At 70.9% G+C, this 6,384-nt stretch carries 6 protein-coding genes and 1 pseudogene; 4 read left to right on the forward strand and 3 right to left on the reverse strand.

Translation table 11 applies throughout. The annotated features are described in order from the left end of the window. Positions 1–257: 257 nt before the first annotated feature. Together AC1DK4_RS02260 and AC1DK4_RS02265 are read left to right on the forward strand one after the other, a co-directional pair. Entirely contained in the window at positions 258–491 is a 234-nt protein-coding gene (locus AC1DK4_RS02260; protein WP_441611992.1) for a CDP-diacylglycerol pyrophosphatase, read from the forward strand. Positions 492–766: 275 nt separating this feature from the next. Continuing rightward, complete coding sequence (locus AC1DK4_RS02265) at positions 767–1,129, forward strand: translation initiation factor Sui1 (protein WP_441611991.1); 363 nt, start codon at positions 767–769, stop codon at positions 1,127–1,129. A 23-nt stretch (positions 1,130–1,152) separates the two neighbouring features. Here AC1DK4_RS02265 and AC1DK4_RS02270 read toward each other — a convergent pair whose 3' ends face one another. Next, complete coding sequence (locus tag AC1DK4_RS02270; protein ID WP_441611990.1) at positions 1,153–1,329, reverse strand: hypothetical protein; 177 nt, start codon at positions 1,327–1,329, stop codon at positions 1,153–1,155. 153 nt (positions 1,330–1,482) lie between these two features. On the opposite strand from AC1DK4_RS02270, the gene AC1DK4_RS02275 reads away from it, so the two are divergent. After that, complete coding sequence (locus AC1DK4_RS02275) at positions 1,483–2,982, forward strand: amidase (protein ID WP_441611989.1); 1,500 nt, start codon at positions 1,483–1,485, stop codon at positions 2,980–2,982. A 166-nt stretch (positions 2,983–3,148) separates the two neighbouring features. Continuing rightward, positions 3,149–3,361: a hypothetical protein gene (locus AC1DK4_RS02280; RefSeq protein WP_441611988.1), complete on the forward strand. Its 213-nt coding sequence runs from the start codon at positions 3,149–3,151 to the stop codon at positions 3,359–3,361. Positions 3,362–3,385: 24 nt separating this feature from the next. On the opposite strand, the gene AC1DK4_RS02285 is transcribed toward AC1DK4_RS02280, so the two are convergent. Beyond that, complete coding sequence (locus AC1DK4_RS02285; RefSeq protein WP_441649953.1) at positions 3,386–5,800, reverse strand: CHASE2 domain-containing protein; 2,415 nt, start codon at positions 5,798–5,800, stop codon at positions 3,386–3,388. Then, positions 5,790–6,384, reverse strand: a pseudogene (locus tag AC1DK4_RS02290) (hypothetical protein); the annotation flags it as partial. The gene AC1DK4_RS02285 and the pseudogene AC1DK4_RS02290, both read right to left, overlap by 11 nt.

The raw sequence follows: 6,384 nt of genomic DNA on the forward strand, positions 1-6,384 counted from the left end.
GTAATGTAGAGACTAATGTAGAGACAACTGTCCTTTCGCCACGGATCTGGACGCGGTGGCCGTGACATTGCGCTGCGGAGTGCGGAAAACGCCCCCGCGGCAGGTATCGCATGCGGCGCGTGCGCAACACACGCGCAATCCGGCCTGCAGACGAAGTAGACTAGAAGTCCCTGAGTTTCGCGGACATTGCGCTGTCACGATACTGTCTTGCGGAACCGGACATAATCTGGCGACCAGAAACGTGGAGGATCCCGACAATGCGCGTGACGATTCGCACCATTACGATTCCGGGAGGCAAGGGCCGCGCGGCCCTGCACAAGGCTGTCGTGTACATGACCACGGAGCAGGAAGCGGCGCCGCTGATGACGAGCGAGTGGAGCCAGCGCGAGCCCGAAGCCTTCATGGCGGCCCAGACCTGGGCCCGGCGCAACACCTATATCGTGTCCAACCCCCGCACCGGCACGTTCTACGGCAGTCCCGCCGGCCGCTAGCCAGGCACCGGCCGAATCCCCCCGCCGCCGGCTGATGCGCCCCGCAGGGCGCGGTAAAGGCAGCCCGTGGCATGACGGCTGCTCGTCGTTCCGACGCAAGCGCCTTCCCTGCGCTTAGCCCTTCTCCCCCCGCCCCCGACTTGATACGCACCGAAGGCCATCTGCTTTCCCGCGTCCGTATCGGTGATCCGCCAGCCCGCGGATCGCGCCGGATCTTGCGGGCAAGGCAGGCTTGGCGTACGCTGCCAGCCCCGCATCCCGCCAGGAATTCCGTCATGCCCGCCCCCAAGTCCGCCAGTTCGCTCGTCTATTCCACCGAGCACGGCCGCATGTGCCCGGGCTGCGGCAATGCGCTGGCGGCCTGCACCTGCGGCAAGGCGCAAACGGTCGCGCAGGGCGACGGCATCGTGCGGGTATCGCGGGAAACCAAGGGCCGCAAGGGCAAGGGAGTGACGCTGGTGCGCGGCGTGGTGCTGGCGCCGCTGGCGCTGGCCCAGCTCGGCAAGGAGCTGAAGGCCGCTTGCGGATCGGGCGGCACCGTCAAGGACGGCGTGATCGAGATCCAGGGCGATCACTGCGACACCGTGATCGCGAAACTGCGCCAGCAAGGCATGACCGTCAAGCGCGCGGGCGGCTGAGCCCGCCGGTCCTGCCGCCGGCCTTAGCGGTTGCGCTGCTGGTAGCGGATGCTGCCGTCCGGCTGGCGCTGCGGCACCACCGGGTTGCGCGAATTGCACACCGGGCAGCGGAACAGCAGGCCCTGGCCTTCATCCTTGATCGTCACATCCGCCTCTTCCCAGCGCGTGCGGCACGATTGGTTCTGGCAAGTAAAAGACATCTTCATTCTCCGAGATAGGCGCGGATCGTAGCATGCTCGCAGCGGCTCGCCGCGCGCGGGTCTCCCATCGATCTCTCATGGGCCTGTCACGCAGGGCGCCGATATGACAGACTGGCGCCGGTACACGCACACCCAGGCACGAGGAACCAGACCATGCAATTCCCCGAAGGCAATGCAGGCAGCGTCGAGCGCATCGATCCCATCGTGGCCATGCCGGCCCTGCAGCTATCGCGCGAGCTACATGCGCGCAGGCTCTCCAGCCGCGAAGTCATGCACGCCTACCTGGAGCATATCGCGCGGGTGAACCCGGCGGTCAATGCCATCGTGGCGCTGCGCGAGCGCGAGGTGCTCCTGCAGGAAGCCGACGCCTGCGACCAGGCGCTCGCGCAAGGGCGCTCCGCCGGCTGGATGCACGGCATGCCGCAGGCCCCCAAGGACCTGGCGGCCACGCGCGGCATCCGCACCACCTTCGGCTCGCCCATCTTCCGCGACAACGTGCCCACGGCCGATGCCATCGTGGTCGAACGCGCGCGCGCCGCCGGCGCGGTGCTGATCGGCAAGACCAACACCCCCGAGTTCGGCCTGGGCTCGCACACCTTCAACCCGGTCTACGGGGCCACCCGCAACCCCTACGACACCAGCCGCAGCGCCGGTGGCAGCAGCGGCGGCGCCGCGGCCGCCCTCGCCATGCGCATGCTGCCGGTGGCCGACGGCAGCGACTTCGGCGGCTCGCTGCGCAACCCGGCCGGCTTCTGCAACGTGTACGGCATGCGCCCCTCGGCCGGGCGCGTGCCCTACGGCCCCGGCCCCGAGCTTTTCCTGCCGCAGCTTGGCACCGAAGGCCCGATGGCACGCACCGTGGCCGATCTCGCGCTGCTGCTCGCCACCCAGTCCGGCGCGGACGCGCGCACGCCGCAGGCGCTGCCGCAAGACCCCGAACTGGCCGCGCTGACGCCGGACAACGTCGCCGGCGCCCTGTCGGCGGACCTCAAAGGCAAGCGCGTGGCCTGGCTCGGCGACTGGGACGGCTACCTGCCGATGGAGGCCGGCATCCTGGCGCTGTGCGAAGACGCGCTCAAGGCCTTCCCCGCGTTCGGCGTGGCGGTGGAGGCCATCGCCGCGCCGTTCCCGCCCGCGCAGCTGTGGCAGGTCTGGCTGGCGCACCGTCACTTCCTGGTGGGCCACGGCCTGCTTCCCCACTACCAGGACCCGGCCCGGCGCGCCTTGCTCAAGCCCGAGGCAATCTGGGAAATCGAAGGCGCGCTCAAGCTCGGCGCCGCCGATATCCATGCCGCCAGCGTGGCGCGCAGCGCCTGGTACCAGGCGCTGCTCGGCGTGTTCGGGACGTTCGACTACATCGCGGTGCCAACGGCACAAGTGTTTCCCTTCGACGTAAACGCGACCTGGCCGAAGCAGATAGCGGGACGCGCGATGGATACGTATCACCGCTGGATGGAGGTGGTCTGTCCCTGGACGCTGTCGGGATGCCCGGTGGTCAGCTTGCCGGTGGGATTCGGCGCCGAGGGATTGCCGATGGGCATGCAGCTGATCGGCAGGCCGCGCGGCGATCTCTCCGTGCTGCGCGCCGCGCGCGCCTACGAGCAGGAGCGGGACTGGGTCGGCGGGCACTTGCCGCGCGCCTTGCTGGGGTAAGGGACACTGTCGAGACGATCGAAGTCATCGAAGCGAAGCTACCGAAGCGAAGTTATCGAAATGATCGACACCATCGGACGGCCGGCGGCTTCCCGCCCTTGCATTTGTTGACATTGCCCTCGTGCATCGCGCCTAGAATCCTGCGCTAATCACGAAGGGCATCCCTATGCGAACCGACCGAACCAGACTGCTGGGCTATCTCGCGCTGTGCATGGTGGCGTTCGCGCTGCTCACCGTGCTGTGCGTCACGCTGCAGGACGAAAACGAACGGCGCGCCGCGCGCAAGGTCCGGCAGATGGATGGCCGCGTTGCCGCACAGGCCGCGCAGGCCTCGCAGGGGCAGGAGCCGCGCACCGGCATGGCCACGGCGGCGCGCTGAGCCTGTCCCCCGAAGCCCGGCGGCTCAGGCGGGCAGCACGATCGTAAACGTCGCGCCCGCCCCGGCCGCGCTGGCCAGGCGCACCTCGCCGCCGTGCCGCTCCACCACCGTCTTCACGAACACCAGCCCCAGCCCGCTGCCAGCGGGCGCATCGCGCTCGTTGTCGCGCAGCCGCGCGAAGGGCTGGAACAGGCGGCCCTGGTCTTCCACGGCAATACCCCGGCCCTGGTCGGCCACGTCGATCGCCAGGCCCTGCGGCACGCGGTACAGCCTGACCGTGACCGTGCTGCGCGGCGGGCTGAACTTGATGGCGTTGCTCACCAGGTTGGCGATCGCGCGCACCAGCAGCACGGGCTCGGCCGTCACGATGGCCTGCTCTTCCTCCAACGCCAGGCGCAGCTCGATGCGCGCGGTGCTGGCCAGCGCCCACAACTCGTCGGTGGCGTCCAGCACCACGCCGGCGAGGTCGACCTCGATGAAGTTCAGGTGCGGCGCCTCGGCCCGGGCCAGGCGGATGAAGTCGTCGGCCAGCTCCAGCGTGCGGCTGGCGTAGTCACCGATGCGGGCCAGCAGCGCCGCTTGCGGCAGCGCGCGGCCGGCTTCGTGCTGCAGCTCGATCAGGGCGAGGATGGAGGCTTGCGGCGAGCGCATGTCGTGCGAGATGAAGCGCAGCGATTCCTCGCGGCGGCGCTCGGCCATGCGTACCTGGGTGATGTCGATTACGCTGATGATGAGGCCGGCCACGCCACCGGTGTCGCTGCGCAGCGGCGCGCCGCGCAGCAGCATGGGATGCTGGTCGCGCGCTTCCAGCTCCACGCCGGGCGGGGCCTGGACCGGCTGGGCCGGCGCGCTGTCGCCGCCGGGCCAGGCGCTGCGCAACTGTTCCCAGTAGTCGTGGCCGGCCTTGGGCTGCGCGAACACCTCGTCGATCATCTCGCCGATGCGCGGGCGCGGCGCCGCCGCATCGGCCAGCGTCGCAAGCGTGCGCGGCGCCAGCAGCAAGCCACGCCGGTTGGCCAGCAGCACGCGTCCGGCCGGATCGCAGATCACGGTGGCCTCGGGCAGGCCTTCCAGCCCGTCGGAGAGGAACTGCCGCAGGTCGCGCAGGCGCGTGGTCATGCGATAGACCGCCCGCATGCGCGTATCGAGGTTGCGGCCCCGCGCCCCGGCGGCCTCGCCCTCGTCCGTCTCCATCGCCAGCAGGCCGGGTTCCCGCTCCAGCTGCGCCAGTTCATCGGTGAGGAATTGCAGCGCCGCTTCCTGCCGGCGCCAGCTCCACAGCGGGTACAGCAGGGCGCAGCCCGCCATGGCGCTGACCGGCGCGAACCACAGGTGGCCGAGCACCACCAGCAGCAGGCTCGCACCCAGCGTGCCACCGAGCAGCCCCGCGGTCACCAGCAGCGCATTGCGCGGGGTAAGCATCAGCGCGGCCAGCGCCGCCAGCAGCACCGGCAGCAGCGTGCCGAGCCAGAACCATGGCGCCGGCAGGGCCACGATGGCGCTGTCGCGCTGGAGCGTCTGCATGGCATTGGCGATGATCTCCACGCCGCTCATGCCGTGGCCGTCGCGCGAGGCAGGAGTGGGGTACACATCGCCGAGTCCGCTGGCGGTGGCACCGACCAGCACGGCCTTGCCGTGGAAGAAGCCGGGCGGCAGCTTGCCGTCGAGCACGTCGAGCACCGGCACCTGGCGGAACGTGCCGGGCGGGCCGGCGAAAGGAATGCGCAAGCGATAGCGATGCAGCCAGCCATCGGCGTCCGGCGCATCCTGCTGCTGATCATGCCGGTAGCCGGACACGGGCCGCGGCGGACGGCCGAAGCCGACCATCGCGGCGGAAAAGTGATCGAGCAACTGGCCCGGCAGCCCTTCCTGAAGGAATACCTGGCGCGCGACGCCGTCCAGGTCCACCGCGATATTGATATGGCCCACCGCGCTGCCCAGGCCGGTCAGCGGATAGCGCACCTGCAGGCCGCCCTGCCCGGGCTCCGCCAGCGCGGGCAGCACCACGTTGCCGGCGCGCGCCATGCTCAGCGCCAGCGCGCGGTCGTCCCCGGGGTGCAGCAGGTCGGGCTCGGAGAGGATCACGTCGACACCGATCACGCGCGGCACGCCGGCGGCGATATGGTCGATCAGGCTGGCCAGCACGTGGCGCCGCCACGGCCAGCGGCCGATGGCGGAGATCCCGGGATCGTCGATGGCGACGATGACGATGTCGTCGCCGGGCGCGTGGTGCTGGGCCGCGACGGCAAGGTCGTAGACCGCCTTGTCGGCGCGCTCGCTCCAGCCGCGCACGGCGCAGGCCACCACCAGCGCCAGCACCGCCGCGCCCAGCAAGGCCCACTCGACCAGCGTGCGGCGCTGGTAGCCGGCCAGCAGACGCGCCTGCAGGCGGCCCAGCGTGCGGGCGCGCGCCGCCGGTTGCGCCAGTTCAGTCGGCACGGTTGAGCAGGCCTGCGCCGGTGCTCACCGGCTGGCCTTGTGCGTCGCGCACGTACTGCATCACTTCGATGCGCTGGGGCGGGGAAAAATGCGGCCCGGCGGCAGTGGCGGAAGTGGTGGCTGTGGCGGCGCCAGGGCTCTCGCGTCCCACGCGCACGAAGTAGCTGCCGCTGCCCGGGCGCGGCAGGCGCGCCTCGTTGGTCTCGCTGCGCACGTCCGCCACGATGCGGGTGAAAGCCGCGTCGGACGCCATCTGCAGCCGGTAGGCCTGGGCCGCGCCGCCTGCGCCACCGGCGGCCGCGGCCGGCCATGCGATGCGCAGGGTGTCGCCGCCATCGTCTTCCAGGCGCGGCTGCGGCGGCGACGGCTCCTGCGCGAACGCCACCGGCTCGCCCCAGGGCCCCGGCTGGCCGGCCGCATCGACGGACCGCACGCGCCACCACCAGCGCCCCGGCGCCAGCGGCCGGCTGGCCGCGGGCGCGGCCGCGCGCGCCTGCACGGCGCCCTGGCTGAAGTCCGCGTCGGCGGCCACCTCGAATTCGTACTGCGCGGCGCCGGCGACCTCGGCCCAGCTGAAGCGGGTT

It is taken from the genome of Cupriavidus sp. 05N38 (assembly GCF_056397345.1).